Below are 17,027 nucleotides of genomic sequence, written 5' to 3'. Positions count from 1 at the left end.
CCGCTCCTAACTGTAAAAGCTTTGCGCCAGCGAACCGACCAGCAACTGCCAGCCATCCACCAGTACAAACAGCATTAATTTAAACGGCAGCGCAATGGTCGCGGGCGGTACCATCATCATCCCCAGTGCCATCAGCACGCTTGCGATCACCAGGTCGATAATCAAAAACGGAATAAAGATGGTAAAGCCAATCTGGAATGCGGTCTTCAGCTCGCTGGTGACGTACGCTGGCAGCAGGATACGCATCGGCACCGCTTCCGGGCCTTCGATCGGCGCGCTGTTAGCGAGACGGGCAAAGAGGGCCAGGTCAGCCTGACGGGTCTGGCGCAGCATAAACTCGCGCAGCGGTTGGGCACCACGCTCCAGCGCGACATCCACAGAGATTTTGTTCTCGCTGAACGGCTGATAGGCGTCGGCATAAATCTTATCGATCACCGGCGACATAATAAAAAATGTCAGAAACAGCGCCAGCCCGAGCAGCACCTGGTTCGGCGGCGCGGAGGGCGTGCCGAGGGCGTTACGCAGCAGGCCAAACACGATGATGATGCGGGTAAAACTGGTCATCATCAGCAGAATGGCGGGCAGGAAGGTGAGCGAGGTGATAAACACCAGCGTCTGCACCGGCAGCGACCAGGATTGACCGCCACCCGCCATCGGCTGACTGATCAGGCCCGGTAACTGGGCAAAGGCGGCAGGCGCCGCCAGCCACAACCCGGCGGCGGCGATAGATAACAAACGGCGCATCACGATCTCCCGGAACGCTTAAGCAGATTCTTCATCACGGCCTGAAAATCGACGTTTTTCTCGTTCACAGCGTCACTGTCGACGGGGGCGGGAGGAAGTTTGTGCAACAAATTGATGTGGGTGGGCGTTACGCCCAGAACCAGACGTGCATCTTCAACATCGACGATCACCACGCGCTCACGCGTGCCGACCGCAGCGCTGGCGGTGACTTTTAATCCCCGGCTGCTGGCGGTCTTGCCGCCAAAGCCGAAGCGTTTGGCCAGCCACGCCACGAGTAAAATCACGGCGATGATGCCAAACAGTGCGCCACTCACCTGAATAAGTGGCGAACCGGAAACGGCGGACGGTTGCGAAACCGTGGCCTGTGTCTTCATACGTGCCTCAGCGGCTCAAACGACGCATACGCTCGGACGGGGTGATGATATCGGTAATGCGCACGCCATATTTATCGGCGACCACCACCACTTCACCCTGTGCAATCAAATAACCGTTGATCAGGATATCCAGCGGCTCGCCCGCCAGACCGTCAAGGGCAACCACCGAACCCTGCGTCAGGCGCAGCAGCTCTTTGATGGTCATCCGGGTACGGCCCAGTTCGACGGTCAGCTTCACCGGGATATCCATAATCAGATCGATATCCTGCAGATTGCCGCCCACTTCGCCACCGCCCAGCTGCTGGAACACGGCATCGGCCGCGCTCTTGGTTGCCGGCGGGTTCTTTTGTTCGTTCAACGCGTCAGCCCACAGATCGTCCAGTGCTCCGTTGTTGTCATCGGACGGATTGTTCATATCACTCATTTGGGCTGTTCCTCATTCAGCGAATTCAAAATCGGGTTTATCAAGTGCTCTACACGTAACGCATATTGTCCGTTGACCGTGCCGTACTGGCTGGTAAGCACCGGTACGCCGTCCACATGAGCGATAATGCGATCGGGTTTATCAATCGGCAGCACATCGCCGGGTTTGAGCTTAAGTATCTGCGACAGGCGCAGGGGAATGTCGGCGAAATTGGCAATTAAATTCAGCTCAGAGTGCTGAACCTGGCGCACCAGGTTGTCACGCCAGTTCTGGTCCTCATTACGTGAGTTCTCCAGCGGCGGGTTCACCAGCGTTTCGCGCAGCGGTTCAATCATGCTGAACGGCAGACAGATATTAAACTCACCTGTCAGGTTACCGATCTCAACATGGAACGGCGTATTCACAACGATATCGTTGGGCGACGTGGTGATGTTGGTAAACTTCACCTGCATCTCAGAACGCACATACTCGACATCCAGCGGGTGAATCGCTTTCCACGCGTCGCTGTAGCCTTCAAGCGCCAGCTTCAGCATGCGGTTGATCACGCGCTGTTCGGTGTGCGTAAATTCGCGGCCTTCTACCTTAGTCGGAAAACGCCCGTCGCCACCAAACAAGTTATCCACTGCGATAAACACCAGGCTCGGCGAGAAAACAAACAGGCCGGTACCGCGCAGGGGTTTTAAGTGGATCAAGTTAAGGTTAGTCGGTACGGGTAAGTTACGCGCAAACTCATGATAGGGCTGAATGCGGATCGCGCCGACGGTGATGTCCGGGCTACGACGCAGCAGGTTGAACAACCCCATACGGAACTGGCGCGCGAAACGTTCGTTGATGATCTCCAGCGCCTGCAGACGTTCACGAACGACGCGGCGCTGGGTATTCGGGTCATAGGGGCGAATATCGCTATCGCCCGTTTTACCCGGTTTCGGATCATCGCTGTTATCGCTGTCGCCGTTGAGTAGCGCATCGATTTCTGCCTGAGAAAGAATACTATCGCCCATGTCTTTACCGCAAAATGAAAGCTGTATAAAGAACGTCAGTGACTTCCTGCTTCGGTTGTCCTGGCACTAGTGGCGTTGCGATTGTCTCTTTAATCGCGTTAGCAAGGTTCTGCTTGCCTTCGTTGGTCGCAAGTTGTGCGGCATCCTGACGTGAGAAGAGCATCAGCAGGCGGCTACGTACTTCCGGCAGATATTCGCTCAGTCGTGCACGCGTGGCGTCATCTTTCAGACGCAGCGTAATGCCGACGTAAAGCACGCGATCCGCATCACCCAGGTTCACCGTAAAGGTGTCGAGTGCGAAAAAGACCGGTGCCGGCGGCGGTGGCGCTTCTACCTTGGCATCAGCCGCAGGTTTTTGCTGCATACGCCAGTAACTATAGCCAGCCGCGGCGCATGCCGCGAGTGTGATTAAAACCAGCAGCGGGATCCAGATAGAGCGCTTGCGTTTTTTTGTGATAGCGGAGTCAGTCATCTGATACGGGCTTCCTGTTAACAGCTTATGCGATGATTATCCCGTGTCCTGCTCCGGTCAAAGGGTGGAAAAGACGGGGATAATCATGCTACCTCTGCCGTTTAGGCGAAGATATCGACTGCGCCAGTGCCGCGAGCGGCGGATTGCAGGCTGGCCGGCGCAACGATGGCTTCATCTTCTTCGCCGCCAAACGTGCCATTATTACCGGTACGCGAAGGCTGCTGTTGCTGCTGAGAGGCCTGCTGTTGCTGGCCTGCGAAGCTTTCGCTGCTGATATAGCTCTGGCCAAGCTGGATGCCGTTCTCCGCAAGGGAGGTACGCAGCATCGGCAGCGCCGCTTCCAGCGCCTGACGCACATGGCTGTGGGCGGAAACCATCTGCAGCTGTGCCTGGTTATCTTCAAGCTTAATCGAGATTTGTACCTGGCCCAGATCTTCCGGATGCAGATGCAGCTCGGCGCTCTGCTGGCCCTGGCGGGTAAAGAGCGTCACGTGCTGGCTAATATTCTGCTGCCACTCGTGGCTGCCAAGCGGGGCGCTGATAACCGACGCGGCCACCGGAGCGCTGGCCTGCGCGCCGCTGACGGCGCTCGACACCGGTGCCATGCTGGCGGTGGTGTTGGTGGTCTGCAGCGCAGCCGTTTCATGCTCGCGTTTAACGGCGAAGGTTGAGGCGATCGGCGCATTTTGCTGACCATCGTCTGCCGCTTTAAACGGTACGCCGTTCGCAGCGGTATCCGCTTTCCCATTGCCGCGCGGCTGATCGCTATCCACGGCGTCGCTCAGCGTGCGGCCTGCAAGCGCGGTTTTCGCACTTGCGCCAGCATCAATGGCGGCGGTCGTAGACGTCGGTTTCGCCTCTGAGCTGAGCTGCGCTGCTTGTTGATGCGGCAGCATCGCCATCAGGGCGCTCAGCCCGGCTAAATCTTCATTCGGGGTGTCGCTGTCGGCTTTGACATCACTGGCTTTCGCCGTTTTGCTTAGCGCGGCAAGGACATCGTTTTTCGCCGCTGGCGTCAGGCCGGAGAAGAGTTTCGCAATCTCTTCATCGCTCTGGGCACTGGCAACGATATCCGCTTTCGCATCCTGACGTGCCAGCAGATCCGCCAGCTTCTGCGCCGGGGTTTGCGCGCGTGCGTCACCGCCAGCCGCCGCGACAGCAGCACCGTTGATTGCACCTTTTGCCAGCTTGCCGCTCAGGGCGGCCGCCTGCAGATCGGCCAGCGTCACCGGGGCATCGCTACCCGGGCGTTGCACGCCGGAGAGCGCGCCGGTCAGCAGACCGAGAAAATCTTGTGCGCCATCAGCGCCTGCTTTACCCGCTGATGCGCCGGTTGCGACATCATCGGTTTGAGTAACTACCAGTTTTGGCAGAGTGATCATTCTATTTTCCTCGATGACGCTCGTTGTGCAAACTCATCCATTTTTTTCTGATCAAGGCGGTTTTCCGCCAGCAACGCCGCGGCGCTCTGACGATCCTGCAGGGTTTGCCAGGCTTGTAAACGCTGTTTCTTCTCGCGCCAGCAGCCGAGCGCGAAATCGACTTTCTCGTTCCAGTGCTTCAGCTGCAGACGATGTTGTTCAATGGCTTTCTCCAGCGTCTGGATAAACTGCTGGTAGTTCTGCCAGCGCTGGTTATCGATCCCCTGGCTCATGGTGTTGTTCAGGCTGTTGCGGTATTCATGCTGATAATCGATCAACATTTTTAACTGCTCTTCAGCCTGCTGGCAGGCGCGTCGCATCTCACCCAGTTTCAGTGCGGCGTCGTCGACCTCTTTTTCCGCCAGATCCTTTAGCGTCGTTAATGCGCTGTTTTGCGTCATAAAGTCAGCTCTCCACTACCTCAGACACCCGGGAAGATAAGCTCTAAAGCCTGCATTGAATCTTCCCACCCGGCACGTTCGAAAATGCCCTGTTGCAGAAACGCTTCCAGCTGCGGCCACAGTGAAATGGCTTTATCCAGCATCGGATCGCTGCCGCGCGCGTAAGCGCCGACGCTCACCAGATCGCGGTTACGCTGGAAGCTTGACAGCAACTGTTTAAAGTTGCGCACGCGCGCGTAATGTTGCTCAGAGATCAAGGCGGTCATCGCACGGCTGATGGACGCTTCGATATCAATCGCCGGATAGTGTCCGGCTTCCGCCAGTCGGCGGGATAACACAATGTGACCATCGAGGATGGCGCGCGCGGAGTCGGCGATCGGATCCTGCTGGTCATCCCCTTCGGTAAGCACGGTGTAAAACGCGGTGATGGAACCGCCGCCGTGAATACCGTTACCCGCGCGCTCTACCAGCGCCGGCAGTTTGGCAAATACTGAAGGCGGGTAGCCTTTAGTCGCCGGTGGCTCACCAATTGCCAGCGCGATCTCACGCTGCGCCATTGCATAACGGGTCAGGGAGTCCATGATCAGCAACACATGCTGACCGCGGTCGCGGAAGTCTTCCGCAATACGCGTGGCGTACGCCGCGCCCTGCATACGTAATAAAGGAGAGACATCCGCAGGCGCGGCGATCACCACGGAACGCGCACGGCCTTCAGCGCCGAGGATGTTCTCGATAAAGTCTTTTACTTCACGGCCACGTTCACCAATAAGGCCGACGACAATCACGTCCGCCTGGGTATAACGGGCCATCATGCCTAACAGCACGCTTTTCCCGACGCCGGAGCCGGCGAACAGCCCCATACGCTGGCCGCGCCCGACCGTTAACAGCGCATTGATGGCGCGCACGCCGGTATCAAGCACATGTTCAATCGGCGTACGTTGCAGCGGGTTAAAAGGTTGCGTGATCAGGGCACCGGTTTCACCGGTATCAGGTGCGGGCAGGCTGTCGAGAGGTTTTCCGGCACCGTCGAGTACGCGACCGAGCAGGGCAGGGCCGAGCGGCAACTGTTTGCTGCTTTGTAAACCATCGCCTAATGCGCTGCGGGCATAGACACGCGCGCCGGGCAGAATGCCTTCCACTTCTTCTAACGGCATCAGAAACAGGCGCTGACCGTTAAAGCCGACCACTTCGCTCTCGACTTCACGGGTCTCCAGACCATCCTGACGTTCAATAATGCACGTCGCGCCGAGCGGCAGCTGTAACCCGGTTGCTTCCAGCACCAGACCGGTGGCGCGGGTCAGCCGACCGTAACGACGCACCGACGGGAGCTGCGTCATTTTGTGTTCGAAATTATCCAGCGTGGTCAGCCAGCGGGTTAAACGTGCGGACATTACACGACTCCGGGTGCCGCCAGACGGCACAGTTCCTGCCAGCGTGTGGCGACGCTGGCATCTAAATCGCCCTCATCGGCGGAGACTTTGCAGCCGCCCTGATGCAGGGTCGGGTCGCCGCGCAGACGCCAGCCATGCAGGCTGAGCGTTGCGCCAAGCATCTCTTCAACGCGCTGCAGATCGTCCGGGTGGACGCGCAGCTGCGGTTTGCCGCTAAACAGCGGTTCCTGCTGTAATAGTAGTTGGATCTGTTTGATCAGCGCGCTGTTGTCCACCACCGGCGCATGGCCAAGCACCTGGCGCGCCGCTTCCAGCGCCATCTGCATCAGGCGGGAGGCGATTACGCTATCGAGGGCATCCAGCGTGTACTGGAATTCACTCACCAGTTGCTGCATGCGGGCGTGGATCGGGGCCTGCTGCTGGCGAGCCTGGTTAAGACCCTGCTCCATACCCTGAGCAAGGCCTTCCTGAAACGCTGCGTCATAACCCGCTTTGCGTCCTTCGGCGAGACCGGCGTTGTAGCCGCTTTCGTGCGCCTGCATCTGGATCTGCGCCAGCTGCTGCTGTTGCAGCTGCTCGGCGCTCAGTTCGTCCTGCTCTGTCTCTTCGCTCTCATAAGGCGAGGCGGTTTTTTCCTGCTTCAGCAGGGGGGCGAATTCGGCTGCCTGCGGGAACGCCAGATCATCTGGCGTCCAGCGTTTCCACGGCAATTCATTAGACATAGGTATCCTCGCCGCTGCCAATTACCATCTCGCCGGTTTCCGCCAGACGGCGAACGATGAGCAGGATAGCTTTCTGTTCGTTTTCCACCTGCGAGAGGCGAACCGGGCCGCGGTTGGCCAGGTCGTCGCGCAGGATATCTGCCGCACGCTGCGACATGTTGCGCAGGAACTTCTCGCGCAACGGCGGCTCGGCGCCTTTGAGGGCGATAAGCAGCGATTCGGAATCCACTTCCTGCAGCAGGCGCTGGATAGAGCGGTCGTCGACATCCACCAGGTTCTCGAACAGGAACATCTCGTCGATGATCTTCTGTGCCAGCTCGCCATCGAATTCGCGTACTGCGGTAATAACCGCTTCTTCCTGCTGCGTCTTCATCAGGTTGATGATTTCCGCTGCGGTTCTCACGCCGCCCATTTTGCTGCGCTTGAGGTTCTGGCCGTCGAGCAGGTTGTTCAGCACTTCGGTCAGTTCTGCCAGCGCGGCAGGCTGTACGCCGCCGAAGGTGGCGATACGCAGCATCACATCGTGACGCATACGCTCATCAAACAGGGCAAGAATATCCGCCGCCTGCGACCGTTTGAGGTGCACAAGGATGGTGGCGATAATCTGCGGGTGCTCGTCGCGGATAAGGTCGGCGGCGCTCTGCGGCTCCATAAAGTTGAGCGTTTCGATGCCGCTGGTGGTATCGCGCGTTTCGAGAATATCTTCCAGCAGGCTGGAGGCGCGCTCTTCGCCGAGCGCTTTTACCAGGACGGAGCGCAGGTAGTCGTTGGCGTTGACGTTCAGCGCCGCGAACTGTTCCGCTTCGTTCTCAAACTCCTGCAGTACGTCCATCAGCTGTTTGTTAGAGATCTGACGCACGCTGGCCATCGCGGTACTTAAGTGCTGGACTTCGCGGGCGGAGAGGTGCTTAAACACCTCAGCCGCGCGATCTTCACCAATGGTCATCAGCAGAATGACGCTCTTGTCCGTTCCGGTAAGATTATTGCTCATGTTCATTACTCATCCACTGGCGAATGACCAGCGCCACGACGCGCGGATCGTTATCTGACATTTCGCGAATACGCTGGCTCATGACCTCGGCGCTCAGACGCTGATTACTGCGGCGCTGCTGCTGTTGCTCATCTTTGCTGAGGCGTACTTCCACGGACTCTTCAATTTCGTTACGCGTTTGTGCCGCTTCCTGCACCGCTTTCGCTTCTTCCTGGCGGCGAACCAGCTGCGGACGGACCGCTTTACGCCACAGGATGAAGGCGACAATCAGTACCAGTAACCAGCGACCTGCGGTCATCAGCTGGTCGATAAACGACTGCTGTTGCCAGAACGGAAGCTCACCACCGACATCTTCGGTCATGTTGAACGGCGAGTTCACGACGTTCAGCGTGTCACCGCGTTTCTCGGTGTAACCCATCGCTTCGCGGGTTAAATCTTCAATCTGTTTCAGCTGATCGGCAGTCAGTGCGGCAGTTTTGCCATCCGCCAGCGTGCGGTAGTTCACCACCACGGCGACGGAGAGGCGCTGCACATCGCCAACATTCATCTTGGTGTGACGAATGGTGCGATCAACTTCGTAGTTGTTCGTTTCATTATGCGTAGTATTACGCGGGCCGCTTGAGGCGGTATTGGTCGAGGTCGTCTGCTGACCCTGCTGCTGGCCCTGCGCATTCTGCTGGCCGTTCTGACCATTCTGCGGCGTAGTAATCGGCGCAGAGTTAGCCGGAGCCGGCTGGTTGGAGAGTGCGCCAGGCACGCCGCCCGGATACTGACCACCAATCTGCTCGCTGCTGTTAACCTGGCGTGAACGCAGCACTGCTTGTGCCGGGTCACCGCCGTTCGGCGCGTACTGCTCTTCAGTCTGCTCTTTGCTGGCGAAATCCAGCTGGGCAGTCACCTGAGCGTGAACATTACCGTTACCGACGATAGGGCCGAGGATTGCTTCGATACGACGCTGCACACGGCTTTCGACATCGGCGGTGTATTTCAGCTGCGCGTCATTCAGATCGCGACCGGCAACGCCAGACTGCGTCAGCAGGCGACCGCTCTGATCGACAACGGTCACGTTGCCCGGCGGCAGGCCAGCAACGGCGCTGGAGACCAGGTGAACGATAGCGCTGATCTGACCATCATCCAGCGCACGACCCGGTTGTAAATTGACCGTGACCGACGCGGACGGGGATTTCTGCTCACGCACGAACAGTGACGGTTTTGGCATCGCCAGGTGAATACGTGCGCCTTTTACCGGACCGAGGGTTTCGATAGTGCGGGCCAGTTCGCCTTCCAGCGCGCGCTGGTAGTTAACTTGCTCGCTGAACTGGCTGATACCAAACTTCTCTTGATCCAGCAGTTCAAAACCCGCCGCGCCGCCTTTCGGCAGACCTTGCTGGGCGAGACGCAGGCGCAGCTCGTGCACCTTGTCAGCGGGCACTTCAATCGCGCCGCTGCCGTCAGCAAAGCGGTAAGGGATATTCATCTGCGTTAACTGGGTAACGATGGCACCGCCGTCCTGATCGGACAGGTTGCTATAAAGGGTGCGGTAATCCGGCGATTTCGCCCACAGCACCATAGCGACAATGATGGCGCAGGCTGCTGCCGCGGCCACCATCAACGGAATTTTTGGGTTCGCGCGTAAGCGGTTGATCCACTCAAGAGATTTATTCTGCGGTGCAGTTGTTGCAGTCGCACTCATTGTGCACCTCGTGACTCTGGGTGGATGTTGTTATGTGAGTTGAGAAACAAATCGGACTCCCGGGTCGGCAAACTCGACAAATGACCATTAAGATGGCGATGTCATTATTTGATGAAATGGATTTTTCTATGCCTCAAATAACCTGGTTTTTTGACGCTATTTACCGCCATCATCTCATTGACAAACTGTTAGCCTTGTCAGGTATCAATCCATCCGGGGAATAATAATGGCTATACAGGGCATTGAGAGCGTTGTCAGTCAGCTGCAGGCAACTGCAGGTGTTGCGCGTGCTCAGAGCGTGGAGAGCGAACCGTCTATCAGCTTCGCCGGGCAACTGCACGCGGCGCTGGATCGCATCAGCGACACGCAGAACGCCGCACGTGTACAGGCGGAGAAATTTACGCTTGGCGAGCCGGGCGTGGCGCTGAATGACGTGATGACCGATTTGCAGAAATCATCGATCTCGCTGCAGATGGGCATTCAGGTGCGTAACAAACTGGTTTCTGCTTACCAGGACATTATGAATATGCAGCTGTAGTTCACAGACGCAGAGATAAAAAAAACCAGGCCGGAACACTCCCGCCTGGTTTTTTTATACCTTGCGCCGCCTGTTGCGGCGCAAAAGTGGGCTACTTCTGAATCAGATAACGGATGGTTGGCCCATCCTGCTGAATATCCAGCACCGTGTAGCCGTGGTTGCGCGCATCGAGCGGAATGTTGTTAATCGACTGCGGGCAGTCGCTGACCACTTCAAGAATTTCCCCTTTTTTCAACTGCGGCATCGCTTCAAGGGTGGCGACCGCCGGGTAGGGGCAGGGTTCGCCGCTCATATCGAGACGGTAATCAGGCACAATGCTCATGCAGGCTCCTTGGCAGGGTTGGCGGCAGGTTTCTGGCGGCGGAAGAACTGTTTCTCCCAGCCGACCACAAAGAGAAACGCGGCCAGTAACAGAAGATAGGTGACCAGCAGACCGCCGAGCGGCCCGAAGGTGTTAAGCAGGTTGATTTTGTCCCAACTGGTGGCAAGCGTCGGCGCGAGATCGTCCCAGAAATACGCCAGGATGGTTGAGCCAATCACGTTACCCAGCCCGACCCACCAGTAGTGCACCTGGCCTTCAACGGCGCGGTACATCCAGCCCGTTTCACACCCGCCCGCGAGCACAATACCAAAACCGAACAGCAGACCGCCGAGCACCGCATTGGGGCCGGCCCACATGATTTTCGCTTCCAGCCCCAGCTGCACATAGCTGAAAATGCCGATGGCGCTCGCCGCCATGCCAAAGATGATCGCCTTCGCCATCATCGTGCGCCCGGTGATCCACATATCGCGGAACGCCGAGGTAAAGCAGATTTGCGCTCGCTCAATCAGCAGACCAAAGCCCACGCCGAACAGCATTGCCAGCCCCAGCTTCGGCTGATTCATCGCCGTTAACAGCGCCCAGCCGAGCATGCCAATAAACACCAGCATACCAAGACGAAAACGGCGCTTCGCCTGATCGGGCTTCTGGGTGAGCGGCGAGGCGGCAGTGACTTTCTGCATCTTCACCGGAATGCGGAACAGCGGCAGCAGGGTAAAGCGCGCGCCGAACCAGGAGCCAATTGCCGTGGCGATGGCAAAAAACCAGGCGTGCAGGGAGAACTGTGGGATCCCGGTAAAGAAGGCCGCAAGGTTACAGCCCATCGCCAGGCGCGCGCCAAAGCCAGCAATAATGCCGCCAACAATCGCCTGCGCGATGCGGATGCGGTTCTGCGGCATACGCAGTTTCACATTATTAGCCCACAGCGCAGCGGCAAAACAGCCGCCGAACATGCCGATAATCATCATGCCGTCGATGCGCGTCAACGGCGTGCCCTCGAGGTGAATTATTTTGAAGTAGCCCCACTCTTCGGTGTGCACTCCGGCCAGTTGCAATAACTGACCGCCCCAGCGGGTAAACTCGCCGGTCACCGCCCAGAAGGTGCCGGTAATGCCGAAATAGTAGGTAGAGAGAATACCGGCCGCGATCACCGCCGGAACAGGAGACCAGAACTTAATAAGGAAGCGGTCTTTGAAGTGTTGCCATGACATAGTAAAAAGCCTCTGAACTCAGAAGGTATGGGGACGTACAGAAAAGTCGTACAAAAGAAGCGGGATGATACACGTCTTCACGCCTGAACCGCTGCACAATAGGGCAAAAACCTGGCGTAGATCAAAGTTGTTCTCGCGCGGTGAAAGGGTGGCGAGGCGCGGCCTTTAATGCCACAATCGCTTTTTTTCACGAGCAGGATGAAGAATGAAAAAGCGTATGATTCTCGGCGCGATGCTGCTGCTGAGCGGCTGCGTGCAGGTGGATAACTATCAGGCGGTGGTGAAGCACCCGGCGCCCGCAGGATTAGCGGGTTACTGGCAATCAACGGGGCCGCAGAGCAGCCTGGTCAGCCCGGAGGCGATCGCCAGCCTGATTGTGACGCCGCAGGGCGATACTCTTGATTGCCGCCAGTGGCAGCGCGTAATCGCGGTTCCTGGCAAACTGATGCTGGATGGCGATAAATTCTATAACGTCACGCAGAAGCTGGATGTCTATCGTTTAAATCAGGAAGGCAATACGCTGGAGTTTGATGGGCTGACGCTGTCGCGCACCGATAAACCGACCGTGGAGTGCCAGCAGGCGCTGGAGAAAGCGGGTCTGGATATTAACCGCTAGGTCGTGCGAAAAGAGGAAAGCGTGGCGGGTGAGGGGGAAACCGCAGCACCCGCCGCTAATGAGATTTACATCTCATTGGGGAAGAGAATATTTCCGGAAAGACGTCCATATGTCGAATTCAGGTTATGTTGTCGGGAGGATTGACCAACCAATGTCCTCAGCTCGTCCATTCGCTGGTGTAACAATGTCTTCAATAACACTTCATTATCCAGGATTTGCTTGAGCATCGGGCGAATTTGCGCCTGCACATGAGGCGCTGCTTCGCTCGAGTCCTGGAACTGTGTCAACTTCTCAACTGAGGTAACGTACCCCAGTTCGTAGTTGATAAGTTCGTCCCAATGCCCTTCCTTAGCAAGGTTGAGCATGGTACGGCTGGTGGCCAACAGTTGCTGATAGTGGTGGACCAACCCGAGATTTGCTTCCATTAGTAAGTGTCCCGCGCGTTTTGATGAGTGGGGCCAATCTCTTTCCAGGCATCAGCAATATTGCTCAGCAACAGGGTGACTTCATCAATAGCGGCGAGGTCATTATGGAGATTTGCCTGTAAAAGACGTCGTGTCATGTAGTCATAAAGACTGTCCAGGTTTGCCGTGAGATCGCCACCGACTTCATGGTCGAGACCCGCACGCAATCCGTTGTTAATGATATTAATTGCCTTTGTAAGCGCCTGTCCTTTACCGGGGATATCTCCCTGCTCAATCAGGATCGCGGCTTTTTTCATGGCGCTTAACGCGCCATCAAAAAGCAATACCACGAGTTGATGCGGGCTCGCGCTCATCACGGCGCTTTCGACGCCGACCTGAGCATAAGCCTGAATTCCCGATTTCGTATACATGTCCAACCTCAACTAATGGTTTATTAACTCATTGCATTAAACTGTTGTGTCAGATAGTTCCCTGTTGATGTCATGGAGGAGACTAACTGGCTCAAACTGGTGAACTGCGCTTTGTAGCGTGCCATGGTGGCCGTAATCTGGTCACTCACCGCTTTGTATTGCGTATCCAGGCGCTTCAGGGTTTTGTTAATGCCGTCGGTCGCATTCTGGATGCTACCTTTACTGCCCAGAATATCTTTCAGCAGGTTGCTCGCCTGAGTCGCAAAGCCTGTGGTTTTGCCATCGCCGGAGAGGAACGTCACCACATCGGCGGATTTTTCATTCATTGCTTTTTCAAGCTTGGTGCTGTCCACGGTCAGCTTACCGCTCACATCCTGGGTAATCCCCAACTGCGACAATACAGAAAAACTGTCATTCCCCGCCTGCGATGTAGAGAGCTGAGAGCGCAGACGCGTCTGAATGTTACGCAGCGTACCGTCACCCAGCAGATCGCCGTTTGAGGTGTTCTGTTTGTCACTGCCCTGATCTACCGCCGTGTATTTGGTCTGGTTACCAATGGTGGTTTGCAGCGAGTTATACGCATCAACATACGCCTGGATCGCTGCGGTCATCGGTGCGTTATCTTTCGTTACCGACAGCGTTTCCGGCGTACCGGTAGTCAGCTTATTCAGCGTCAGCGTTACGCCTTCCGGCGCATCGGTGATCTTGTTGCTGCTACGGGTGATATCGATACCGTTAATTTTGACTTTCGCATCGCTTGCCGCCACCTGCTGCGTCATCACATTGCTGGCACTGCCGGTGTTGGTTGAATCATAGCTAACGTACTTCGCCAGTTCCGCATCATTGGTGGTGATGGTCATCTGGTTGGTGGTGCCACTGTCGCGTGAGGTCAGCGCCAGGTAGTAACTGTTATCGTCCGCTTTGATGATACTGGCGGTGACGCTGCCCTGTTTGGCGTTAATCGCATCACGCATGTCCGCGAGGCTGGTTTTATCTTTATCCAGTGTTACCGTCAGCGGATCTTTTTGACCCGGCTGCGTGATGGTAATCGTGCGCGAGTCGAGGCTCTGGTCGCCTAAATCGGTATCTTTACTGGCCACTTTCGGGCTCAGCAGAGACTGTGACGCCGCCAGCGCGGATACTTCAATAGAGTACGTCCCCGCCGACGCTGTGTTAGCAAGCGTGGCAGTAAACGCGGTGTTAGTGCTCGACACTTTCGTCCCTGCGATCGCCGAGGTATTTTTCAGTGCATCCGCCGCCGTTTGCAGTTTGTTGAGGGAGGTTTGCACCACGCCCCAGGCCGTCAGCTTGGCTTTGTAAGAGGACTGCTGAGACGCAATTGGCGTCAGCTTGGTCTGTTCAGCCGTCTGCAAATTGTCATACAACGTATTGAGATCCAGGCTGGTGCCTGCGCCGAGTGAACTAATAGTTGCCATTTCTTCATCCTTCAGTTTTAGACAATCACTGTGGAGAGTATCGGCAGCGATGATGAAAAGATTAGAAGCTTTTTTTTAAAGCAATGGCTAAATAAAGAGGGTGAATCAGGGGCAGTTTGTCGCTTTAAAAAAATGATCTTTTTTTCTAAAGGTTGTTTTCAGGCTGTCGATAATCAGGTTAACGGTGAGAAAGCCGTAGGCAGATGCCTGAATCTGATAACTATTTTTATGAAGGAATTACATCATGGCTGTTATTAATACTAACACCCTGTCGCTGATGACTCAGAACAACCTGACTAAATCTCAGTCTTCTCTGGGTACATCTATTGAGCGCCTGTCTTCCGGCCTGCGTATTAACAGTGCTAAAGATGATGCCGCGGGCCAGGCAATTGCCAACCGCTTTACTTCTAACATCAATGGCCTGACCGTTGCTGCCCGTAACGCCAACGACGGTATCTCTCTGGCACAGACCGCTGAAGGCGCGCTGAGCGAAATTAACAACAACCTGCAGCGTATCCGTGACCTGACCGTTCAGGCGCAGAACAGCTCCAACTCCGCGTCTGACATCGACTCCATCCAGGCTGAAGTTAACCAGCGTATGGAAGAAGTGAACCGCGTGACCACCCAGACCGACTTCAACGGCATCAAAGTGCTGAACACCGGTACCGGTTCAAGCAGCTACAGCTTCCAGGTTGGCGCGAAAGATAGCGAAACTATCTCCATCAGCCTGACCAAGTCTGACTCCTACAACCTGTACAATGCGACCGGTGCAACCGCAGCGACTACCGGCCAGACCATCAACGGCAACAAACGTTCTACTGCCGCTGAAGGCTTCGACGTACTGAAAGGTACCGTTGATGCGTCCGGTAACACTGATGGTAGCCCGCTGGCGGATATCGATAAGGCCATCAAAGCGGTTGACGATCAGCGCAGCCTGCTGGGTGCCTCCCAGAACCGTTTTGAGTCCACCATCACTAACCTGAACAACACCGTGAGCAACCTGTCAGCGGCCCGCAGCCGTATTCAGGACTCCGACTATGCGACCGAAGTGTCGAACATGTCCCGCGCGCAGATCCTGCAGCAGGCCGGTTCTTCCGTGCTGGCGCAGGCCAACCAGGTTCCGCAGACTATGCTGTCCCTGCTGCGTTAATCCGCAGACACCGTTGTACAGAAAAGCGCCGCTTGTCGGCGCTTTTTTATTTGTCTGAAAAATAAAAGATAAAAAGAAGTAAAAAAGAACTAAAGAGTTCGAAAGGTCCGTCGATAACTACTTGGACGGTGATGAAGCCGCTGGCGCTTACCGGAATATAAATTTCTTACTTAAGGATAACTATCATGGCTGTTATTAATACTAACACCCTGTCGCTGATGACCCAGAACAACCTGACTAAATCACAGTCTTCTCTGGGTACTTCTATTGAGCGTCTCTCTTCCGGTCTGCGTATCAACAGTGCAAAAGATGATGCTGCTGGTCAGGCAATCGCCAACCGCTTTACTTCCAACATCAATGGCCTGGGTGTTGCTGCCCGTAACGCCAACGACGGTATCTCTCTGGCGCAGACCGCTGAAGGCGCGCTGAGCGAAGTGAACAACAACCTGCAGCGTATCCGTGACCTGACCGTTCAGGCACAGAACAGCTCCAACTCCGCATCTGACATCGACTCCATCCAGGCTGAAGTTAACCAGCGTATGGAAGAGATCAACCGCGTAACCACCCAGACCGACTTCAACGGCATCAAAGTGCTGAACACCGGTACCGGTTCAAGCAGCTACAGCTTCCAGGTTGGCGCGAAAGATAACGAAACTATCTCCATCAGCCTGACCAAGTCTGACTCCTACAACCTGTACAACGCCACTGGCGCCACTGCAGCGACTACCGGCCAGACCATCAACGGCAACAAACGTGCCACCGCTGCTGAAGGCTTCGACGTACTGAAAGGTACCGTTGATGCGTCCGGTAAAACCAACGGTGCTCCGCTGGCAGATATCGATGCGGCCATCAAAGCGGTTGACGATCAGCGCAGCCTGCTGGGTGCCTCCCAGAACCGTTTCGAGTCCACCATCACTAACCTGAACAACACCGTGAGCAACCTGTCAGCTGCCCGCAGCCGTATTCAGGACTCCGACTATGCGACGGAAGTGTCGAACATGTCCCGCGCGCAGATCCTGCAGCAGGCCGGTTCTTCCGTGCTGGCACAGGCCAACCAGGTTCCGCAGACCATGCTGTCCCTGCTGCGTTAATTCGCAGACATCAGTTGTACAGAAAAAGCGCCGCTTGTCGGCGCTTTTTTATTTTCTGCGCTGTGCGCTTTTTCGACGATTTTCGCGCAAAAAGTATAAAAACTTCTAAAGAGTTCGCTGAACCCGTCGATAACAATTATGACGGTGATGAAGCCGATGGCGCTTACCGGAATATAAAAAATTTCTCACTGAAGGAT

Annotated in this window: 20 protein-coding genes; 4 read left to right on the top strand and 16 right to left on the bottom strand. The window is 56.1% G+C overall.

The features are described 5' to 3' along the window. Nucleotides 1-6: 6 nt before the first annotated feature. The 11 genes from fliP to fliF all read right to left on the bottom strand — a co-directional run bounded on the left by fliP (nt 7) and on the right by fliF (nt 9,634). Entirely contained in the window at nt 7-744 is a 738-nt protein-coding gene (gene fliP, locus BWI95_RS19600) for a flagellar type III secretion system pore protein FliP (protein WP_023479117.1), read from the bottom strand. Next, nucleotides 744-1,118 carry a flagellar biosynthetic protein FliO gene (gene fliO / locus BWI95_RS19595; RefSeq protein WP_054803161.1) on the bottom strand — a complete coding sequence of 125 codons (375 nt, stop codon included), beginning with the start codon at nt 1,116-1,118 and terminating at the stop codon, nt 744-746. Before fliO ends, fliP begins: the two co-directional genes overlap by 1 nt. A 7-nt stretch (nt 1,119-1,125) precedes the next feature. Then, the gene (fliN, locus tag BWI95_RS19590) at nt 1,126-1,542 is read right to left on the bottom strand and encodes a flagellar motor switch protein FliN (protein ID WP_023479148.1); all 417 of its coding nucleotides are present in this window, start codon (nt 1,540-1,542) and stop codon (nt 1,126-1,128) included. Beyond that, the gene (gene fliM / locus BWI95_RS19585; RefSeq protein WP_054803160.1) at nt 1,539-2,543 is read right to left on the bottom strand and encodes a flagellar motor switch protein FliM; all 1,005 of its coding nucleotides are present in this window, start codon (nt 2,541-2,543) and stop codon (nt 1,539-1,541) included. The genes fliN and fliM overlap by 4 nt, the downstream gene beginning before the upstream one ends. A gap of 4 nt (nt 2,544-2,547) precedes the next feature. Next, on the bottom strand, nt 2,548-3,015 hold the full coding sequence (gene fliL, locus BWI95_RS19580; protein ID WP_042712913.1) for a flagellar basal body-associated protein FliL: 468 nt from the start codon (nt 3,013-3,015) through the stop codon (nt 2,548-2,550). Nucleotides 3,016-3,116: 101 nt separating this feature from the next. Next, entirely contained in the window at nt 3,117-4,397 is a 1,281-nt protein-coding gene (fliK, locus tag BWI95_RS19575) for a flagellar hook length control protein FliK (protein ID WP_076770092.1), read from the bottom strand. Then, nucleotides 4,394-4,837: a flagellar export protein FliJ gene (fliJ, locus tag BWI95_RS19570; RefSeq protein WP_023479175.1), complete on the bottom strand. Its 444-nt coding sequence runs from the start codon at nt 4,835-4,837 to the stop codon at nt 4,394-4,396. The genes fliK and fliJ overlap by 4 nt, the downstream gene beginning before the upstream one ends. 20 nt (nt 4,838-4,857) lie before the next feature. After that, nucleotides 4,858-6,228: a flagellar protein export ATPase FliI gene (gene fliI / locus BWI95_RS19565; protein WP_054803159.1), complete on the bottom strand. Its 1,371-nt coding sequence runs from the start codon at nt 6,226-6,228 to the stop codon at nt 4,858-4,860. Beyond that, complete coding sequence (gene fliH / locus BWI95_RS19560; RefSeq protein ID WP_076770091.1) at nt 6,228-6,950, bottom strand: flagellar assembly protein FliH; 723 nt, start codon at nt 6,948-6,950, stop codon at nt 6,228-6,230. The genes fliI and fliH overlap by 1 nt, the downstream gene beginning before the upstream one ends. Further along, a complete protein-coding gene (fliG, locus tag BWI95_RS19555; protein WP_023479131.1) occupies nt 6,943-7,941 on the bottom strand; it encodes a flagellar motor switch protein FliG in 999 nt (332 codons plus the stop codon). The genes fliH and fliG overlap by 8 nt, the downstream gene beginning before the upstream one ends. Then, on the bottom strand, nt 7,931-9,634 hold the full coding sequence (gene fliF / locus BWI95_RS19550; RefSeq protein ID WP_054803158.1) for a flagellar basal-body MS-ring/collar protein FliF: 1,704 nt from the start codon (nt 9,632-9,634) through the stop codon (nt 7,931-7,933). Before fliF ends, fliG begins: the two co-directional genes overlap by 11 nt. 223 nt (nt 9,635-9,857) lie before the next feature. On the opposite strand from fliF, the gene fliE reads away from it, so the two are divergent. Further along, complete coding sequence (gene fliE, locus BWI95_RS19545; protein ID WP_094193003.1) at nt 9,858-10,172, top strand: flagellar hook-basal body complex protein FliE; 315 nt, start codon at nt 9,858-9,860, stop codon at nt 10,170-10,172. A 91-nt stretch (nt 10,173-10,263) separates the two neighbouring features. On the opposite strand, the gene yedF is transcribed toward fliE, so the two are convergent. Both yedF and yedE read right to left on the bottom strand, forming a co-directional pair. Next, nucleotides 10,264-10,494 (bottom strand): sulfurtransferase-like selenium metabolism protein YedF, encoded by a 231-nt coding sequence (gene yedF / locus BWI95_RS19540; RefSeq protein WP_034812490.1) that lies wholly within the window; start codon nt 10,492-10,494, stop codon nt 10,264-10,266. Beyond that, nucleotides 10,491-11,702 carry a selenium metabolism membrane protein YedE/FdhT gene (gene yedE, locus BWI95_RS19535; RefSeq protein WP_076770090.1) on the bottom strand — a complete coding sequence of 404 codons (1,212 nt, stop codon included), beginning with the start codon at nt 11,700-11,702 and terminating at the stop codon, nt 10,491-10,493. The genes yedF and yedE overlap by 4 nt, the downstream gene beginning before the upstream one ends. A 205-nt stretch (nt 11,703-11,907) precedes the next feature. Here yedE and yedD point away from each other — a divergent pair, with 205 nt between their 5' ends. After that, the gene (gene yedD / locus BWI95_RS19530) at nt 11,908-12,318 is read left to right on the top strand and encodes a lipoprotein YedD (RefSeq protein WP_054803157.1); all 411 of its coding nucleotides are present in this window, start codon (nt 11,908-11,910) and stop codon (nt 12,316-12,318) included. Nucleotides 12,319-12,383: 65 nt separating this feature from the next. Here yedD and fliT read toward each other — a convergent pair whose 3' ends face one another. From fliT to fliD, 3 genes are read right to left on the bottom strand one after another with little or no spacing between them, the layout of a single operon-like run. Further along, nucleotides 12,384-12,743: a flagella biosynthesis regulatory protein FliT gene (gene fliT, locus BWI95_RS19525; protein WP_054803156.1), complete on the bottom strand. Its 360-nt coding sequence runs from the start codon at nt 12,741-12,743 to the stop codon at nt 12,384-12,386. After that, nucleotides 12,743-13,153 (bottom strand): flagellar export chaperone FliS, encoded by a 411-nt coding sequence (fliS, locus tag BWI95_RS19520; RefSeq protein ID WP_076770089.1) that lies wholly within the window; start codon nt 13,151-13,153, stop codon nt 12,743-12,745. The genes fliT and fliS overlap by 1 nt, the downstream gene beginning before the upstream one ends. Before the next feature lie 23 nt (nt 13,154-13,176). Further along, entirely contained in the window at nt 13,177-14,589 is a 1,413-nt protein-coding gene (fliD, locus tag BWI95_RS19515) for a flagellar filament capping protein FliD (RefSeq protein WP_054803155.1), read from the bottom strand. 244 nt (nt 14,590-14,833) lie between these two features. Between fliD and BWI95_RS19510 the strand changes: the two genes are divergently transcribed. Both BWI95_RS19510 and BWI95_RS19505 read left to right on the top strand, forming a co-directional pair. Beyond that, a complete protein-coding gene (locus tag BWI95_RS19510; protein ID WP_054803154.1) occupies nt 14,834-15,739 on the top strand; it encodes a flagellin N-terminal helical domain-containing protein in 906 nt (301 codons plus the stop codon). Between the two features lie 185 nt (nt 15,740-15,924). Then, nucleotides 15,925-16,830, top strand: coding sequence for a flagellin N-terminal helical domain-containing protein (locus BWI95_RS19505; RefSeq protein WP_054803153.1), 906 nt, complete (start codon nt 15,925-15,927; stop codon nt 16,828-16,830). Nucleotides 16,831-17,027 lie beyond the last annotated feature (197 nt).

It is taken from the genome of Kosakonia cowanii JCM 10956 = DSM 18146 (assembly GCF_001975225.1).
Taxonomy (GTDB): Bacteria; Pseudomonadota; Gammaproteobacteria; order Enterobacterales; family Enterobacteriaceae; genus Kosakonia; species Kosakonia cowanii.
The sequence above is the reverse complement of the archived record's forward strand: the minus strand, read 5'-3'. Positions and strand labels throughout refer to the sequence as shown.

Excerpts from the sequence above, each read along its gene's own strand:
- BWI95_RS19510 (WP_054803154.1), top strand. The coding sequence starts at position 14,834 with ATGGCTGTTATTAATACTAACACCCTGTCGCTGATGACTCAGAACAAC.
- fliJ (WP_023479175.1), bottom strand. The coding sequence starts at position 4,837 with ATGACGCAAAACAGCGCATTAACGACGCTAAAGGATCTGGCGGAAAAA.
- yedF (WP_034812490.1), bottom strand. The coding sequence starts at position 10,494 with ATGAGCATTGTGCCTGATTACCGTCTCGATATGAGCGGCGAACCCTGC.
- fliM (WP_054803160.1), bottom strand. The coding sequence starts at position 2,543 with ATGGGCGATAGTATTCTTTCTCAGGCAGAAATCGATGCGCTACTCAAC.
- fliT (WP_054803156.1), bottom strand. The coding sequence starts at position 12,743 with ATGGAAGCAAATCTCGGGTTGGTCCACCACTATCAGCAACTGTTGGCC.
- fliG (WP_023479131.1), bottom strand. The coding sequence starts at position 7,941 with ATGAGCAATAATCTTACCGGAACGGACAAGAGCGTCATTCTGCTGATG.
- fliK (WP_076770092.1), bottom strand. The coding sequence starts at position 4,397 with ATGATCACTCTGCCAAAACTGGTAGTTACTCAAACCGATGATGTCGCA.
- fliI (WP_054803159.1), bottom strand. The coding sequence starts at position 6,228 with ATGTCCGCACGTTTAACCCGCTGGCTGACCACGCTGGATAATTTCGAA.
- fliH (WP_076770091.1), bottom strand. The coding sequence starts at position 6,950 with ATGTCTAATGAATTGCCGTGGAAACGCTGGACGCCAGATGATCTGGCG.
- fliL (WP_042712913.1), bottom strand. The coding sequence starts at position 3,015 with ATGACTGACTCCGCTATCACAAAAAAACGCAAGCGCTCTATCTGGATC.
- BWI95_RS19505 (WP_054803153.1), top strand. The coding sequence starts at position 15,925 with ATGGCTGTTATTAATACTAACACCCTGTCGCTGATGACCCAGAACAAC.
- fliF (WP_054803158.1), bottom strand. The coding sequence starts at position 9,634 with ATGAGTGCGACTGCAACAACTGCACCGCAGAATAAATCTCTTGAGTGG.
- fliS (WP_076770089.1), bottom strand. The coding sequence starts at position 13,153 with ATGTATACGAAATCGGGAATTCAGGCTTATGCTCAGGTCGGCGTCGAA.
- fliD (WP_054803155.1), bottom strand. The coding sequence starts at position 14,589 with ATGGCAACTATTAGTTCACTCGGCGCAGGCACCAGCCTGGATCTCAAT.
- fliO (WP_054803161.1), bottom strand. The coding sequence starts at position 1,118 with ATGAAGACACAGGCCACGGTTTCGCAACCGTCCGCCGTTTCCGGTTCG.
- fliP (WP_023479117.1), bottom strand. The coding sequence starts at position 744 with ATGCGCCGTTTGTTATCTATCGCCGCCGCCGGGTTGTGGCTGGCGGCG.
- yedE (WP_076770090.1), bottom strand. The coding sequence starts at position 11,702 with ATGTCATGGCAACACTTCAAAGACCGCTTCCTTATTAAGTTCTGGTCT.
- fliN (WP_023479148.1), bottom strand. The coding sequence starts at position 1,542 with ATGAGTGATATGAACAATCCGTCCGATGACAACAACGGAGCACTGGAC.
- yedD (WP_054803157.1), top strand. The coding sequence starts at position 11,908 with ATGAAAAAGCGTATGATTCTCGGCGCGATGCTGCTGCTGAGCGGCTGC.